This is a genomic window from Salmonella sp. 741265055_HSA (assembly GCF_046569525.1).
Classification (GTDB): domain Bacteria; phylum Pseudomonadota; class Gammaproteobacteria; order Enterobacterales; family Enterobacteriaceae; genus Salmonella; species Salmonella enterica.
The window spans coordinates 1-15,775 of record NZ_JBKFSQ010000056.1 but is presented as its reverse complement, the minus strand read 5'-3'; the positions used below and the strand labels follow the sequence as shown (position 1 = coordinate 15,775).

General features: G+C 53.8%; 12 protein-coding genes and 1 riboswitch. Of the genes, 8 read left to right on the top strand and 4 right to left on the bottom strand.

Annotated elements, in window-relative coordinates; translation table 11 throughout:
- Positions 1-169 precede the first annotated feature (169 nt).
- Both ppc and argE read right to left on the bottom strand, forming a co-directional pair.
- Entirely contained in the window at positions 170-2,821 is a 2,652-nt protein-coding gene (gene ppc / locus ACLD4K_RS20885; RefSeq protein ID WP_411012436.1) for a phosphoenolpyruvate carboxylase, read from the bottom strand.
- 391 nt (positions 2,822-3,212) lie between these two features.
- Entirely contained in the window at positions 3,213-4,364 is a 1,152-nt protein-coding gene (gene argE / locus ACLD4K_RS20880; protein WP_000800208.1) for an acetylornithine deacetylase, read from the bottom strand.
- A gap of 88 nt (positions 4,365-4,452) precedes the next feature.
- On the opposite strand from argE, the gene argC reads away from it, so the two are divergent.
- From argC to oxyR, 4 genes are all read left to right on the top strand, one after another.
- Positions 4,453-5,457: an N-acetyl-gamma-glutamyl-phosphate reductase gene (argC, locus tag ACLD4K_RS20875; protein WP_000935332.1), complete on the top strand. Its 1,005-nt coding sequence runs from the start codon at positions 4,453-4,455 to the stop codon at positions 5,455-5,457.
- A 7-nt stretch (positions 5,458-5,464) separates the two neighbouring features.
- A complete protein-coding gene (gene argB / locus ACLD4K_RS20870) occupies positions 5,465-6,241 on the top strand; it encodes an acetylglutamate kinase (protein ID WP_411012435.1) in 777 nt (258 codons plus the stop codon).
- 117 nt (positions 6,242-6,358) lie between these two features.
- The gene (gene argH, locus ACLD4K_RS20865) at positions 6,359-7,735 is read left to right on the top strand and encodes an argininosuccinate lyase (protein ID WP_079944599.1); all 1,377 of its coding nucleotides are present in this window, start codon (positions 6,359-6,361) and stop codon (positions 7,733-7,735) included.
- 283 nt (positions 7,736-8,018) lie between these two features.
- Entirely contained in the window at positions 8,019-8,936 is a 918-nt protein-coding gene (gene oxyR, locus ACLD4K_RS20860) for a DNA-binding transcriptional regulator OxyR (RefSeq protein WP_183059329.1), read from the top strand.
- Here the strand turns inward: oxyR and sthA are convergent.
- Positions 8,919-10,319 carry a Si-specific NAD(P)(+) transhydrogenase gene (gene sthA / locus ACLD4K_RS20855; protein ID WP_001120789.1) on the bottom strand — a complete coding sequence of 467 codons (1,401 nt, stop codon included), beginning with the start codon at positions 10,317-10,319 and terminating at the stop codon, positions 8,919-8,921. The two genes, oxyR and sthA, sit on opposite strands and share 18 nt — an antisense overlap.
- Before the next feature lie 198 nt (positions 10,320-10,517).
- Here sthA and fabR point away from each other — a divergent pair, with 198 nt between their 5' ends.
- Together fabR and ACLD4K_RS20845 are read left to right on the top strand one after the other, a co-directional pair.
- On the top strand, positions 10,518-11,153 hold the full coding sequence (gene fabR / locus ACLD4K_RS20850) for an HTH-type transcriptional repressor FabR (protein WP_000971958.1): 636 nt from the start codon (positions 10,518-10,520) through the stop codon (positions 11,151-11,153).
- 15 nt (positions 11,154-11,168) lie between these two features.
- A complete protein-coding gene (locus tag ACLD4K_RS20845) occupies positions 11,169-11,528 on the top strand; it encodes a YijD family membrane protein (protein WP_000813838.1) in 360 nt (119 codons plus the stop codon).
- 46 nt (positions 11,529-11,574) lie between these two features.
- Here ACLD4K_RS20845 and trmA read toward each other — a convergent pair whose 3' ends face one another.
- Positions 11,575-12,675: a tRNA (uridine(54)-C5)-methyltransferase TrmA gene (gene trmA, locus ACLD4K_RS20840; protein ID WP_411012434.1), complete on the bottom strand. Its 1,101-nt coding sequence runs from the start codon at positions 12,673-12,675 to the stop codon at positions 11,575-11,577.
- A 114-nt stretch (positions 12,676-12,789) separates the two neighbouring features.
- Positions 12,790-12,983: riboswitch (cobalamin riboswitch) on the top strand.
- Between the two features lie 65 nt (positions 12,984-13,048).
- Between trmA and btuB the strand changes: the two genes are divergently transcribed.
- Both btuB and murI read left to right on the top strand, forming a co-directional pair.
- Positions 13,049-14,893, top strand: coding sequence for a TonB-dependent vitamin B12 receptor BtuB (btuB, locus tag ACLD4K_RS20835; protein WP_411012433.1), 1,845 nt, complete (start codon positions 13,049-13,051; stop codon positions 14,891-14,893).
- A complete protein-coding gene (gene murI / locus ACLD4K_RS20830; protein ID WP_000201804.1) occupies positions 14,838-15,689 on the top strand; it encodes a glutamate racemase in 852 nt (283 codons plus the stop codon). Before btuB ends, murI begins: the two co-directional genes overlap by 56 nt.
- The last annotated feature ends 86 nt before the right edge of the window (positions 15,690-15,775 follow it).

Here is a 15,775-nt window from a genome sequence, read left to right as displayed (position 1 = left end):
CTGTCCGTGTCCAAACTGGCTGCGCCAATAACGCCTGGTGGGATAGGCTCTAAGAAAGATTTATAAATGCATAAAATGCAGACAGGAATATATTGAAAAAATGACGAGGATGACAGCAGTATTTCATGCCGCCCCCACATAACTGCGTGAGGGCGGCTTTCTTTTGGCGTTAGCCAGTGTTTCGCATACCGGCGGCGACGCCCGCAATCGTGACCATCAACGCCTGTTCGACGCGAGGATCGGGCGATTTGCCCTGCTCTTCAGTCAGACGGGAACGATACAGCAACTCGGCCTGCAACACGTTTAATGGATCGGTATAAACGTTTCTTAACTGAATGGACTCCGCAATCCACGGTAAGTCGGCCATCAGGTGCGAATCGTTGGCAATCGCCAGCACCACTTTAATGTCTTCTTCCAGCAGGTCTCGTAGCTCTTTGCCCAGCGGCCATAGCGTTTTCGCCACCAGACGCTGATCGTAATAGTCGGCCAGCCACAGGTCGGCTTTCGAGAACACCATTTCCAGCATCCCAAGACGCGTGGAGAAGAACGGCCAGTCGCGGCACATGGCTTCCAGTTCGCTTTGTTTACCGTCTTCCACCACTTTTTGCAGCGCAGTACCCGCGCCCAGCCAGGCTGGCAGCATCAGGCGGTTTTGCGTCCAGGCGAAGATCCACGGAATCGCGCGCAGCGATTCGACGCCGCCAGTTGGACGACGTTTCGCCGGACGTGAGCCGAGCGGCAATTTGCCCAGCTCTTGTTCCGGCGTCGCGGAGCGGAAGTACGGTACAAAGTCTTTATTTTCTCGCACGTAGCCGCGGTAGGTTTCACAGGAGATGACGGAAAGCTCATCCATAATATGACGCCAGCTATCTTTCGGTTCCGGCGGCGGCAGCAGGTTTGCTTCCAGAATTGCGCTGGTGTAGAGCGACAGGCTGCTGACGGTGACTTCCGGCAGGCCGTATTTGAAGCGGATCATCTCGCCCTGCTCGGTCACGCGCAGGCCGCCTTTCAGACTGCCTGGCGGTTGCGAAAGCAGCGCCGCGTGGGCTGGCGCGCCGCCACGGCCAATAGAGCCGCCGCGGCCGTGGAAGAGGGTGAGCTCGATGCCGGCTTTTTCACAAGTTTTAATCAGGGCGTCCTGCGCCTGATACTGCGCCCATGACGCGGCCATAACGCCGGCGTCTTTTGCCGAGTCGGAGTAGCCGATCATGACCATCTGCTTACCCTGAATCAGCCCGCGATACCAGTCGATATTCAACAACTGGGTCATCACGTCGTCGGCATTGTTCAGGTCGTCGAGGGTTTCAAACAGCGGCGCGACCGGCATGGCAAAGCCGATACCTGCCTCTTTCAGCAGCAGATGCACAGCCAGCACATCAGACGGCGTTTTCGCCATTGATATCACGTAGGCGGCGATCGACCCCTTTGGCGCTTCGGCAATAACCTTGCAGGTTTCAAGCACTTCGCGGGTATCGTTGCTCGGCTCCCAATTACGCGGCAGCAGCGGACGTTTGGAGTTCAGCTCGCGGATCAGGAAGGCCTGCTTGTCGGCTTCCGACCAGCTTTCGTAGTCGCCAATACCAAGGTAGCGGGTAATTTCGCCCAGCGCTTCGGTATGGCGGGTGCTCTCCTGACGGATATCAATACGCACCAGCGGTACGCCGAAACACTTCACGCGGCGGAGCGTGTCGAGTAACTCGCCATTGGCGATAATGCCCATGCCGCAGGCCTGTAACGACTGGTAGCAGGCGTACAGAGGTTCCCAGAGCTGCTCGTTTTGCGTCAGCAGGCCATCCGGTTTGGGCAGTTTCTCGCCTTTCAGACGCGCTTCCAGCCAGGACTGAGTCGCCATCAGACGGGCGCGCAATTTTTTCATCAGGTAGCGATACGGCTCAGACGCGCCTTCTTCGCCCACTAACGCCAGCAGCTCCGGCGTGGCGTCGACCATCGACAGTTCTGATACCAGAACATGAATGTCTTTCAGGAACAGATCGGTGGCTTTCCAACGGCTTAACAAGAGTACGTGGCGGGTGATATCCGCCGTCACGTTCGGGTTGCCGTCACGGTCGCCGCCCATCCAGGAGGTAAAACGTACCGGCACAAAATCCACCGGTAATTTGTAGCCGAGATTTTCTTCCAGCTGTTCGTTCAGTTCACGCAGATAGTTAGGTACGCCATGCCACAGGCTGTTCTCAACCACGGCGAAGCCCCATTTGGCTTCATCCACCGGGCTTGGACGCTGCTTGCGGATCTCATCCGTATGCCAGGATTGGGCAATCAACTGGCGCAGGCGACGCATCACCTGATGGCGTTCGTAGTCGGCGATATCGGTATTATCAAGCTGTTTCAGACAGTTATTGATTTCACCCATCTTGTGAATAAGCGTACGGCGGGTAATTTCTGTCGGATGGGCGGTTAGCACCAACTCCAGCGACAGCGACTCTACCGCTTTTTTGATGGTTGCGTCGTTGAGGTCCGGTTGGTTTTTCAGTTTGCGCAGAGTGCGGGCAATCACTTCCGGGTTGCTGGCGGCTTCGCCTTTTGGCGAAATGCTGTGGTATTGCTCGGCAGTATTGGCCAGGTTCAGAAACTGACTAAACGCGCGTGCAACTGGCAGCAGTTCGTCATTAGACAAATTTTGTAGCGTGGTGAGCAGCTCCTGGCGATTAGCTTCATTGCCGGCGCGTGAAGATTTGGATAGCTTACGGATTGTTTCTACGCGATCAAGAATGTGTTCTCCCAGCGCATCCTTGATGGTTTCTCCCAGCACCTTGCCGAGCATACTGACATTACTACGCAACGCGGAATATTGTTCGTTCATATGATCCCAGACACCCCATCTCTGTTGTAATTGTCCTGCATCTTTCACGCTGCGGCGGCGTTGGCTGCACTCTCCCACCCAGGTCATTTACTTATGTAAGCTCCCTGGGATGTGCTCGTTTGCCGTCTTGCCGCAACGCGAAATCTTTCGGACCAAGCGTTTTCACATCACTTCTCATCTTTATAAAGCCACGTAAAACCCGTGGCGTCAATTACTGCGAAATCGGTTCAGCAAACGAAAAAATGGCGGTAATTTATTAAAGTTAATTCGCATCGTGCCAAATAAGAAATGCTTATGAACATGTGGCGTAGAGATGCCGGATGGCGCTGCGCTTATCCGGCCTACAAAACGGGGTAGGCCCGGTAAACATCGTGTCACCGGGCAATATGCATTAATGCCAGCAAAAATGGTGTACTACCTGGGTAATCAATTCCCGGGTTGGCTTAATAAAACGCGTTTCGAGATATTCATCCGGCTGATGCGCCTGATTAATTGAGCCCGGACCAAGCACCAGCGTTGGACATAATGTCTGCATAAACGGCGCTTCAGTACAGTAGTTCACCACGTCGGTTTTTGTTCCCAACAGTTTTTCTACTACTTCAACCAGTTGGTGGTCCGGTGGACACTCGTAACCTGGAATCGGCGGATGTAATTCCGCTACCGTCAGACGGCCCGGCCAGCGTTCGCTTACCGGGGCCAGCGCGTCGTTAAGCAGTCCATTAAGGTCGTTTAACGTCATGCCCGGCAGTGGACGAATATCCATATGCAATTCGCAGCAGGCGCAGATACGGTTTGAGGCATCGCCGCCGTGGATATGGCCCAGATTCAGCGTTGGATACGGAACGGTAAACGCCTCGTAGTGATACCGCGCTTTCAGCGAGTCACGCAGTTGCATGATATGGCCAATCGCATCGTGCATCAGTTCAATGGCGTTAACCCCACGCGCCGGGTCGCTGGAATGACCGGACTGCCCCAGGACGCGAACGACATTAGAGATATGCCCTTTGTGCGCGCGTATCGGTTGCAACGACGTCGGTTCGCCAATGATCGCGCAGTCCGGACGTAATGCCGTGGTTTCGGAAAAATAACGCGCCCCCGCCATGCTGGTCTCTTCATCGGCGGTCGCCAGAATGTAGAGCGGCTTTTTCAACTTTGTGACGTCAACGTCACGTAGCGCGTCCAGAATAAAAGCGAAGAAGCCTTTCATATCCGCAGTGCCCAGGCCATAGAGCTTATTGTCGTGCTCGGTCAGCGTGAACGGGTCGCGCGTCCAGCGTCCGTCATCAAAGGGAACCGTGTCGGTATGGCCGGTCAGCAGCAAACCGCCCGCGCCATGTCCGGTGCTGGCGAGCATATTAAATTTGTTTCGCGTTCCTGGAACCGGTTGAACCTCTACGTTGAAACCAAGATCGCTGAACCAGCCTGCAAGCAAAGTGATTAAAGACGCATTACTTTGATCCAGGGATTCTTCGGTTGCGCTTATCGACGGTGTGGCAATCAGAGCGCGGTAAATCTCGATAAATGGCGGTAAAACGTTTTTCATTGTTGACACACCTCAGGTCATGATAGTATCAATATTCATGCATTAATTATGAATAAAAATACATTAACGTTGAGCATAAAGGAACCCGATGTTGAATACGCTGATTGTAGGCGCTAGCGGTTATGCGGGCGCAGAGCTTGTAAGCTACGTAAATCGCCACCCACATATGACCATAACCGCTTTGACCGTCTCAGCGCAAAGCAATGATGCAGGAAAGTTAATTTCTGATTTACATCCGCAGCTAAAAGGGATTGTCGACCTGCCATTGCAACCGATGTCGGATGTACGTGATTTTAGTGCAGATGTTGATGTGGTGTTCCTGGCGACAGCGCATGAAGTGAGCCACGATCTGGCGCCGCAATTTTTACAGGCCGGATGCGTCGTATTCGATCTTTCCGGCGCGTTTCGGGTAAACGATCGCGCCTTCTATGAAAAGTACTACGGATTTACTCATCAGTATCCTGAGCTGCTGGAGCAGGCGGTGTACGGTCTGGCGGAGTGGAATGCCGATAAACTGAACACGGCGAATCTGATTGCGGTTCCTGGTTGCTATCCAACCGCAGCGCAGTTGTCGCTAAAACCGCTGATTGACGGCGGACTTTTGGATCTGACGCAGTGGCCGGTAATTAACGCCACCAGCGGGGTGAGCGGCGCGGGGCGCAAGGCAGCAATTTCGAACAGTTTCTGTGAAGTGAGTCTGCAACCGTATGGCGTGTTTACGCATCGTCATCAGCCGGAAATCGCCGCCCATCTGGGCGCGGAGGTCATCTTCACCCCGCATCTGGGAAATTTTCCGCGCGGGATTCTGGAAACCATTACCTGCCGCCTGAAAGCGGGAGTAACCCATGCGCAGGTCGCCGACGTGTTGCAAAAAGCCTATGGCGACAAACCGCTGGTGCGCCTGTATGACAAAGGCGTTCCGGCGTTAAAGAACGTCGTCGGGCTGCCGTTCTGCGATATTGGTTTTGCCGTCCAGGGCGAACATCTGATTGTGGTGGCAACCGAAGACAACTTGTTGAAAGGCGCAGCGGCGCAGGCAGTACAGTGCGCTAATATTCGTTTTGGCTTCGCTGAAACGCAGTCTCTTATTTAAGGGTGAAATGATGAATCCATTAATTATCAAGCTGGGTGGCGTATTACTGGATAGCGAAGAGGCTCTGGAACGTCTTTTTACCGCGCTGGTCAACTATCGTGAGTCCCATCAGCGTCCGCTGGTGATTGTTCACGGCGGCGGTTGCGTGGTGGATGAGCTGATGAAAGGGCTGAATTTGCCAGTGAAAAAGAAAGACGGCCTGCGCGTGACGCCTGCCGATCAGATTGGCATCATTACCGGCGCGCTGGCGGGAACCGCTAACAAGACTCTGCTGGCCTGGGCGAAGAAACACCGTATCGCCTCTGTTGGTCTGTTTCTGGGCGATGGCGACAGCGTAAACGTGACCCAACTCGATGAAGCGTTAGGCCACGTCGGGCTGGCGCAGCCGGGGTCGCCGAAGCTGATTAACATGCTGCTGGAAAACGGCTTTCTGCCGGTGGTCAGCTCCATTGGCGTAACAGACGACGGCCAACTGATGAACGTCAACGCCGATCAGGCGGCAACCGCGCTGGCGGCGACGCTGGGGGCCGATCTGATCCTGCTTTCCGACGTGAGCGGTATTCTGGACGGCAAAGGCCAGCGTATCGCCGAAATGACAGCGTCCAAAGCCGAGCAGCTTATCGACCAGGGCATTATTACCGACGGGATGATTGTGAAAGTGAATGCGGCCCTCGATGCTGCGCGGGCGCTGGGTCGCCCGGTGGATATCGCTTCCTGGCGTCATGCGGAGCAATTGCCTGCACTGTTTAACGGCACGCCGATTGGCACGCGTATTCTGGCTTAACTATTTGTTCGCCCGATGGCGGCTGCGCCTTATCGGGCCTACGTGATCAGAAATTGTAGGCCGGATAAGCGTAGCGCCATCCGGCAGTGAAATTCGAAGAATTTAAGGAAGTCTATTATGGCACTTTGGGGTGGGCGTTTTACACAGGCGGCAGACCAGCGGTTTAAACAATTCAATGATTCGTTGCGCTTCGATTACCGTCTGGCGGAGCAGGATATTGTCGGTTCTGTGGCCTGGTCCAAAGCATTGGTCACGGTAGGCGTACTGACTGCCGATGAGCAACGACAGTTGGAAGAAGCGCTGAACGTGCTGCTGGAAGAGGTTCGCGCGAATCCGCAGCAAATCCTGCAAAGCGATGCGGAAGATATCCATAGTTGGGTGGAAGGTAAGCTCATCGACAAAGTGGGTCAGTTGGGTAAAAAGCTGCACACCGGACGCAGCCGTAACGATCAGGTGGCGACGGACCTGAAACTGTGGTGCAAAGAGACGGTGAGGGAACTGCTTACCGCTAACCGCCAGCTACAGAGCGCGCTGGTGGAAACCGCGCAGGCGAACCAGGACGCGGTAATGCCGGGATATACCCATCTGCAACGCGCGCAGCCGGTGACTTTCGCCCACTGGTGTCTCGCGTATGTCGAAATGCTGGCGCGCGATGAAAGCCGCCTGCAGGACACGCTTAAACGTCTGGACGTGAGTCCGCTAGGCTGCGGCGCGTTGGCGGGAACGGCCTATGAGATTGACCGTGAACAATTGGCAGGCTGGCTGGGCTTTACGTCTGCGACCCGCAACAGCCTGGACAGCGTGTCCGATCGTGACCACGTACTGGAACTGCTTTCTGATGCGGCTATCGGCATGGTGCATCTGTCACGCTTCGCGGAAGATCTGATTTTCTTTAATTCTGGTGAAGCGGGCTTTGTAGAGCTTTCTGACCGCGTGACTTCCGGTTCATCGTTAATGCCGCAGAAGAAAAACCCGGACGCGCTGGAGCTGATTCGCGGTAAGTGCGGTCGCGTACAAGGGGCGCTAACCGGCATGATGATGACTTTAAAAGGTCTGCCGCTGGCGTATAACAAAGATATGCAGGAAGACAAAGAAGGGCTGTTCGATGCGCTCGATACCTGGCTTGACTGCCTGCATATGGCGGCGTTGGTGCTGGACGGTATTCAGGTGAAACGCCCACGTTGTCAGGACGCGGCGCAACAGGGGTATGCCAACGCCACGGAGCTGGCGGATTACCTGGTCGCGAAAGGCGTGCCGTTCCGCGAAGCGCACCATATTGTCGGCGAAGCGGTGGTAGAAGCTATTCTCCAGGGTAAGCCGCTGGAAGCGTTGCCGCTGGCCGATTTACAGAAATTCAGCCGCGTGATTGGCGACGATGTGTATCCGATATTGTCTTTGCAGTCGTGTCTGGATAAACGGGCGGCAAAAGGCGGCGTTTCTCCGCAGCAGGTGGCGCAGGCCATCGACGATGCGAAGGCGCGCCTCGCGTTGTAGGCCTTATAAGCGTAGCGCTATCAGGTAATACTGCCCGGCCGAGCATCAGCGACGCCGGGCTTTTTTACGCAAAAAAAAGCGGACCAGAGGTCCGCAAAAGTTCACGTTGGCTTTAGTTATTTCGGGTTCGAGAGATACCCTCTGAACGGGCGGTGTCTTCAAGGGTTAAACGAGAAACCGCTCCGTTCTGTGATGTATTATTAATCAGAAAGGTTGATAGGGATAATCGTTCATTGCTATGCTACCTATCGCCATGAACTATCGTGGCGACGGAGGATGAATAATGAATATTCGTGATCTTGAATATCTGGTGGCGTTAGCCGAACATCGCCATTTCCGGCGAGCGGCGGACTCCTGTCACGTCAGCCAGCCAACCCTTAGTGGGCAAATACGCAAGCTGGAAGATGAGCTGGGCGTTATGCTGCTGGAGCGTACGAGCCGTAAGGTGCTGTTTACCCAGGCGGGCTTACTGCTGGTGGATCAGGCGCGTACCGTACTGCGTGAGGTCAAGGTGCTCAAGGAGATGGCAAGCCAACAAGGCGAGACGATGTCCGGCCCGCTGCATATTGGTTTAATCCCAACGATTGGTCCCTATTTGCTGCCGCTTATCATTCCAATGTTGCACCAGACTTTCCCGAAGCTGGAAATGTATCTGCATGAGGCGCAAACGCATCAGTTGTTAGCGCAACTCGATAGCGGCAAGCTTGACTGCGCTATTCTGGCGCTGGTGAAAGAGAGCGAGGCGTTTATCGAAGTGCCGCTGTTTGATGAGCCCATGATGCTGGCTATTTATGAGGATCATCCGTGGGCGAATCGCGATCGCGTGCCGATGTCCGACCTGGCAGGCGAGAAATTGCTGATGCTGGAAGATGGCCACTGTCTGCGCGATCAGGCGATGGGGTTCTGTTTTGAAGCGGGAGCGGATGAAGATACCCATTTCCGGGCGACCAGTCTGGAAACGCTGCGCAACATGGTGGCGGCGGGCAGTGGTATTACACTGCTCCCCGCGCTGGCCGTACCGCAGGAGCGTAAGCGCGACGGCGTGATTTATCTGCCATGCATTAAGCCGGAGCCGCGTCGTACCGTGGGGCTGGTTTATCGCCCGGGATCGCCGCTGCGTAGCCGTTATGAGCAACTGGCAGAGGCCATCCGTGGCGCAATGGATGGCCATTTCGACAAGGCGTTAAAACAGGCGGTTTAAGCCGTTCAACGCCGCAACCCGATAAGCTTCCGCCATGGTTGGGTAGTTAAAGGTGGTGTTAACGAAGTATTCGATGGTGTTACCGCCACCTTTCTGCTCCATGATCGCCTGGCCGATATGAATAATTTCGGCGGCGCGTTCGCCAAAGCAGTGAATCCCCAGAATTTCTTTGGTTTCGCGGTGGAAGAGAATTTTTAGCGTGCCGACGTTCATGCCGACGATTTGCGCTCGCGCCAGATGCTTAAACTGCGCGCGGCCCACTTCGTAAGGCACTTTCATTGCCGTTAACTGCTGCTCGGTTTTGCCGACAGAACTGATTTCCGGAATGGTATAAATCCCGGTGGGGATATCTTCGATAAGATGCGCGGTCGCTTCGCCTTTCACCAGCGCCTGCGCTGCAATACGCCCCTGATCGTAGGCGGCGGAGGCCAGACTGGGATAGCCAATCACGTCGCCCACCGCATAGACGTGCGGCAGGGCGGTCTGGTACATACTGTTGACTTTGAGCTGTCCACGGCTGTCTGTTTCCAGACCAATATTCTCCAGCGCCAGCGAATCGGTGTTACCGGTACGGCCATTAGCATAAAGCAGGCAGTCAGCCTTCAGTTTTTTGCCGGATTTCAGGTGCATGATGACGCCATCATCGCAGCCTTCGATTTTCTCATACTCTTCATTGTGGCGAATAACCACGCCGCTATTCCAGAAATGGTAAGAGAGAGAGTCGGACATCTCCTGATCGAGAAAGGCCAGCAGGCGATCGCGGGTGTTGATCAGATCCACTTTCACATCCATACCGCGGAAGATGGACGCATATTCGCAGCCGATAACGCCGGCGCCGTAAATAATAACGTGGCGCGGTTCATGGTGGAGACTCAGGATTGAGTCGCTGTCATAAATGCGCGGATGCGAGAAATCCACATCATTGGGATGGTAAGGCCGCGAACCACAGGCAATAACAAATTTTTCTGCCGTCAGAGTTTCAACCGTGCCGTCATGGCATTCCAGCGCCAGGGTATGTTCGTCAATAAAATGGGCGTTGCCCTGCAAGATTTCACAGTGGTTACGCTCATAAAACCCCTGACGCATACGCGTTTGTTGATTAATCACGTTATCGGCATGATTAAGGATGTCGGCGAATGAAGAACGAAGAAGACGGGAGTGGTCGCTATAGAGCGGGTTTTGATTAAATTCAATAATGCGGCTGACGGCGTGGCGAAGGGCTTTGGATGGGATGGTGCCCCAGTGGGTACATCCGCCGCCAACGTTATGATAACGCTCAATCACCGCGACGCGTGCTCCTTGCTTAACCAGACCCATTGCAGCGCCTTCACCGCCGGGGCCTGACCCTATGACGACTGCATCATAATCCCAGGAATGTGGCATGGTATTACTCACCTGTTTTTATACATAAAATAAACACGATGATAACATTTGCCCGGCTTTAACCCAATTATCGTTGTGCTTTTTTGCGAAGCCGGAGCACAAACTGTCTGTAAACAATCATTCACAATCCAGTGTGAACCCGTTACTTTTATTCTCTGGTATAGTGCTGAATAAGGCATATGGAAGGATTCAGACATTGTGATGGGTGTTAGAGCGCAACAAAAAGAAAAAACCCGGCGTTCGCTGGTGGAAGCCGCATTCAGCCAACTGAGCGCTGAGCGGAGTTTCGCCAGCCTGAGTTTGCGTGAGGTGGCGCGTGAAGCGGGCATTGCGCCAACGTCGTTTTACCGTCATTTTCGCGATGTCGATGAACTCGGTCTGACGATGGTGGATGAAAGCGGTCTGATGCTGCGTCAGTTGATGCGTCAGGCGCGACAGCGCATCGCAAAAGGCGGCAGCGTCATTCGCACGTCGGTCTCCACATTTATGGAGTTTATCGGCAACAACCCCAACGCCTTCCGTCTGTTGTTGCGCGAGCGTTCCGGCACTTCAGCGGCGTTTCGTGCCGCCGTCGCGCGGGAGATTCAGCATTTTATTGCGGAACTTGCCGACTATCTGGAACTCGAAAACCATATGCCGCGCGCGTTTACTGAAGCCCAGGCCGAAGCGATGGTGACTATTGTCTTTAGCGCGGGCGCAGAGGCGTTGGACATCGGCGCTGAACAGCGTCGGCAATTAGAAGAGCGGCTGGTATTGCAACTGCGCATGATTGCGAAAGGGGCGTATTACTGGTATCGCCGTGAGCAAGAGAAAATAGCACATCATTCCGAATAACGTGAAGGACGAGTAATGAAACAGTCAGGTCAAGATAAAGGTACGCTGTTGCTGGCGCTCATCGCTGGCTTATCGATTAACGGCACATTCGCGGCGCTGTTTAGCGCTATTGTGCCGTTCTCCGTATTCCCGGTTATCTCGCTGGTGCTGACGGTATATTGTCTGCATCAGCGCTACCAAAATCGTACTATGCCGGTAGGTTTGCCGGGGTTGGCCGCCGCCTGTTTCATTCTTGGCGTTTTACTGTATAGCACCGTGGTGCGTGCAGAATATCCGGATATTGGCTCTAATTTCTTCCCGGCGGTGCTGTCGGTGATTCTGGTATTCTGGATTGGCTTTAAACTGCGTAACCGCAAGCAGGACACCGCGGAATAGTGTGCGAAGGCCGGATGGCGGTATAACCGGCCATCCGACGTACATTTTACCTTGCGGTGAGTAATACTCCGCATTCCATATGATGCGTATACGGGAACTGATCGAATAGCGCCAGGCGAGACACCGTGTGCGTCTGGCTTAACGTTTCCAGGTTTTTGCACAACGTTTCCGGATTGCAGGAAATGTACAGAATACGTGGATAAGCCTGCACCATTTTTTCCGTTTCGCTGTCCAGACCGCTGCGCGGCGGATCGACAAAAATGGTTTCGCACTGATAGCCCTTCAGGTCGATCCCCTGCAGGCGGTTAAACTCACGAACGCCATTCATCGCCTGGGTAAACTCTTCCGCCGCCATGCGAATAATTTGCACATTATCAATATGATTAGCGGCAATATTGTACTGTGCGGCAGCGACGGACGGTTTGGCGATTTCGGTTGCCAGCACGCGGTCAAAGTTGCGCGCCAGCGCTAAAGAAAAATTGCCGTTGCCGCAATACAACTCAAGCAGATCGCCTTTTGAGTCTTTCGTCACCTCCAGCGCCCACTCTAACATCTGAATATTCATGGCGGCGTTTGGCTGCGTAAAGCTGTTTTCGACCTGGCGGTAGATCATCTCTTTACCTGCCACAGGCAGACGCTCATCAATATAATCCTGATCCAATTCGATTTTAGTTTTAGTGGCCCGGCCAATCAGATGTACGTTCAGACCTTGCGCGCGTAAAGCATCGCGTAACGTAGTGGCGGCTTCACGCCACTCTTCGTCCAGCTTCTTATGGTACAGCAACGACACTACCGCCTGGTTGCTCAAGGTCGTGAGATAATCAATCTGGAACAGCTTATGCCGCAGTGCATGATTATCGCGCACGCCGGCAATCATCGCCTTCATTAAGGTATTAATCAGTTGGCTGGCCGCCGGGAAGGTGTCAACGCGAATCCGGCTTTTGGTCTGCTGATCAAACATAATGTGGTACAGGTCATCGCCGTCATGCCACAGGCGAAATTCCGCACGCATACGATAGTGACTGACCGGCGAGCGAAATACTTCCGGAACCAGGCCAGAAAACGGCGCCATCATACTCTGCAAGCGCGCCACTTTTTCGGCCAGCTGCGCCTCATACTGTTCTGTCGGAAGATGTTCGGGGGTCATATCGCATCCTGAATAATAAAAGTACGCGGGGATTGTAGGGATTGCTCAGTGGATGTCCAGCTATTGATGATTTCTGATTTGTGATGCGCGGTCTGGACAGGGTGTTGTGACAGACGGTAGCATCCGTGGGCCGGTCCTGTGAGTTAATAGGGAATCCAGTGAAAATCTGGAGCTGACGCGCAGCGGTAAGGAAAGGTGAGATGAGAGCGTAAGCAGACACTGCCTCCGGCGGGAAGTCATCATTTCTGCTATCCAGCCAACGGATAACCCTCCAAGCCCGAAGACCTGCCGGCTAACGTCGCATCTGGTTTTTCATCATCGCGTACTATCGATGAAGCCTGCGGCATCCTTCTTATATTGTGGATGCTTTACAATGATTAAAAAAGCTACGCTGCTGACGGCGTTCTCCGTCACGGCCTTTTCCGCTTGGGCGCAGGACACTAGCCCGGATACCCTGGTTGTTACCGCCAACCGTTTTCAGCAGCCGCGCAGCGCGGTTCTGGCGCCCGTTACCATCGTGACGCGTCAGGATATTGAACGCTGGCAATCGACCTCCGTAAATGATGTTCTGCGCCGTTTGCCTGGCGTCGATATTGCGCAGAGCGGCGGCGCCGGACAAAACTCCTCCATTTTCATTCGCGGCACCAACTCCAGCCATGTACTGGTATTGATTGACGGCGTGCGTCTGAATTTAGCAGGCGTGAGCGGGTCCGCCGATCTCAGCCAGTTCCCAGTGTCGCTGGTACAGCGCATTGAATATATTCGCGGTCCGCGTTCCGCTATTTATGGTTCCGATGCTATCGGTGGCGTAGTGAATATCATTACGACGCGCGATAACCCAGGCACAGAATTAACCGCTGGATGGGGAAGCAATAGCTACCAGAATTACGACATCTCGACGCAACAGCAACTTGGCGAAAACACGCGGGCGACGTTGATCGGTGATTACGAATACACCAAAGGGTTTGACGTGGTAGCGAAAGGCGGTACCGGGATGCAGGCGCAGCCTGACCGGGACGGCTTTTTGAGTAAAACGCTTTATGGCGCGTTAGAGCATACCTTTTCTGATCGCTGGAGCGGATTCGTGCGTGGTTATGGCTACGATAACCGTACCGATTACGACGCCTATTACTCGCCGGGCTCGCCGCTGATTGATACACGCAAACTTTATAGCCAAAGCTGGGACGCCGGGCTGCGCTTTAATGGCGAACGTATTCAGTCTCAGCTGGTTTCAAGCTATAGCCACAGTAAAGATTACAACTATGATCCGCACTATGGCCGGTATGATACCTCCGCCACGCTGGATGAGATGAAACAGTACAATGTTCAATGGACCAACAGTGTGGTCGTGGGGCACGGTAATGTTGGGGCGGGCGTAGACTGGCAGAAACAGACTACCACGCCAGGTACCGGCTATGTGCCCGAGGGATATGACCAGCGTAATACTGGGGTTTACCTGACAGGATTACAACAGTTGGGTGACTTCACTCTGGAAGCGGCGGCGCGCAGTGATGACAACTCCCAGTTTGGTCGTCATGGTACATGGCAAACCAGCGCGGGATGGGAGTTTATAGAAGGTTATCGCTTTATTGCCTCCTACGGAACCTCCTACAAAGCGCCTAATTTAGGCCAACTGTATGGTTATTACGGTAATCCGAACCTGAATCCTGAAAAGAGTAAACAGTGGGAAGGCGCATTTGAAGGGCTAACCGCTGGCGTCAGCTGGCGTATTTCAGGTTATCGTAACGATATTAATGACATGATCGATTATGACGATCATCTGCAAAAATATTACAACGAAGGTAAGGCGCGCATTAAAGGTATTGAGGCGACGGCGAATTTCGATACCGGACCGTTAACGCATACGGTCAGTTATGATTACGTTGATGCGCGTAATGCGATTACCGATACGCCATTACTTCGTCGTTCCAAACAGATGGCGAAATATCAACTCGACTGGGACGTTTACGATTTTGACTGGGGGGTGACATATCAATACCTTGGTTCCCGCTATGATTCGGACTACTCCGCTTACCCATACCGGACGGTAAAAATGGGCGGCGTCAGTTTATGGGATCTTACGGTTTCATATCCGGTCACCTCACATCTGACAGTTCGTGGTAAAATAGCCAACCTGTTCGACAAAGATTACGAGACAGTTTATGGCTACCAAACTGCAGGACGAGAATACACCTTGTCTGGCAGCTACACCTTCTGAACCACGTCCCACCGTGCTGGTATTTGATTCCGGCGTCGGTGGATTGTCGGTCTATGATGAGATTCGGCGGCTCCTGCCGGATCTCCACTATATATATGCTTTCGATAACGTGGCTTTCCCCTACGGGGAAAAGAGCGAAACGTTTATCGTCGAGCGCGTTGTCGAGATTGTGACTGCGGTACAGCAGCGCTATCCCCTTTCACTGGCGGTGATTGCCTGCAATACCGCCAGTACGGTCTCACTTCCGGCATTACGTGAAAAGTTTGCCTTCCCGGTGGTGGGCGTTGTGCCTGCGATTAAACCAGCGGCGCGGCTGACCGCCAATGGCGTCGTTGGGCTACTGGCGACGAGAGCGACGGTCAAACGTCCTTATACTCACGAGCTGATTGCGCGCTTCGCCAATGAATGTCAAATAGCGATGTTGGGGTCGGCAGAACTGGTGGAACTGGCGGAAGCTAAACTACATGGCGACTCGGTATCGCTGGAAGAGCTGCGTCGCATATTACGCCCATGGCTACGAATGCCGGAGCCGCCTGACACGGTCGTTCTGGGGTGTACGCATTTTCCTCTATTACGGGACGAGCTTTTGCAAGTCCTGCCCGAAGGGACGCGGTTAGTGGATTCCGGCGCGGCGATAGCGCGTCGTACAGCCTGGCTGTTGGAACATGAAGCGCCGGATGCGAAATCAACCGATGCCAATATTGCTTATTGCATGGCAATGACGCCAGGAGCTGAACAATTATTACCCGTTTTACAGCGTTATGGCTTTGAAACGCTCGAAAAACTAGCGGTTTAATGGCGTTTTGGGTAAATACCAGGCACTTGAGAAATTATTTTAAATTTCCTCTTGTCAGGCAGAAATAACTCCCTATAATGCGCCAC

Bases quoted from the DNA above. Each gene is read 5' to 3' on its own strand.
- ppc (WP_411012436.1), bottom strand. From the start codon at position 2,821: ATGAACGAACAATATTCCGCGTTGCGTAGTAATGTCAGTATGCTCGGC.
- argE (WP_000800208.1), bottom strand. From the start codon at position 4,364: ATGAAAAACGTTTTACCGCCATTTATCGAGATTTACCGCGCTCTGATT.
- argC (WP_000935332.1), top strand. From the start codon at position 4,453: ATGTTGAATACGCTGATTGTAGGCGCTAGCGGTTATGCGGGCGCAGAG.
- argB (WP_411012435.1), top strand. From the start codon at position 5,465: ATGATGAATCCATTAATTATCAAGCTGGGTGGCGTATTACTGGATAGC.
- argH (WP_079944599.1), top strand. From the start codon at position 6,359: ATGGCACTTTGGGGTGGGCGTTTTACACAGGCGGCAGACCAGCGGTTT.
- oxyR (WP_183059329.1), top strand. From the start codon at position 8,019: ATGAATATTCGTGATCTTGAATATCTGGTGGCGTTAGCCGAACATCGC.
- sthA (WP_001120789.1), bottom strand. From the start codon at position 10,319: ATGCCACATTCCTGGGATTATGATGCAGTCGTCATAGGGTCAGGCCCC.
- ACLD4K_RS20845 (WP_000813838.1), top strand. From the start codon at position 11,169: ATGAAACAGTCAGGTCAAGATAAAGGTACGCTGTTGCTGGCGCTCATC.
- trmA (WP_411012434.1), bottom strand. From the start codon at position 12,675: ATGACCCCCGAACATCTTCCGACAGAACAGTATGAGGCGCAGCTGGCC.
- btuB (WP_411012433.1), top strand. From the start codon at position 13,049: ATGATTAAAAAAGCTACGCTGCTGACGGCGTTCTCCGTCACGGCCTTT.
- murI (WP_000201804.1), top strand. From the start codon at position 14,838: ATGGCTACCAAACTGCAGGACGAGAATACACCTTGTCTGGCAGCTACA.